Raw genomic sequence first — 287 nt, forward strand, 5'->3', positions numbered from 1 at the left:
CTTGTGTACCGCACGAAAAGGAAAATTTCTTTGGTGGTTGTCTGTCGGCGACTGCCTATTGTACCTGTTTCACCCTGAACTCGAAGCGCTCGGCGAAATGCAGCAAAATCACCGCAGCTTCTACGAATGGATCGGCAACGTGAACACTTTCGATTTGCCGGTTCCTTGCTATAGCATAGGTACGAAAGAATTGCGAAAAGGCGCCAATCACATCTTGCTGACGACCGATGGGCTTGTGGAATGCCCGAACACCGACTTCTCGCAACCGCTGGAAGTGGCTAAACCCT

General features: G+C 50.9%; 1 protein-coding gene. It reads left to right on the forward strand.

Annotated features, from left to right (window positions below; genetic code table 11):
- Window positions 1–287 (forward strand): PP2C family serine/threonine-protein phosphatase (locus tag SB775_RS28780; RefSeq protein ID WP_410864606.1); only part of this gene is annotated, 287 nt, incomplete at both ends.

It is taken from the genome of Peribacillus sp. SIMBA_075 (genome assembly GCF_046534585.1).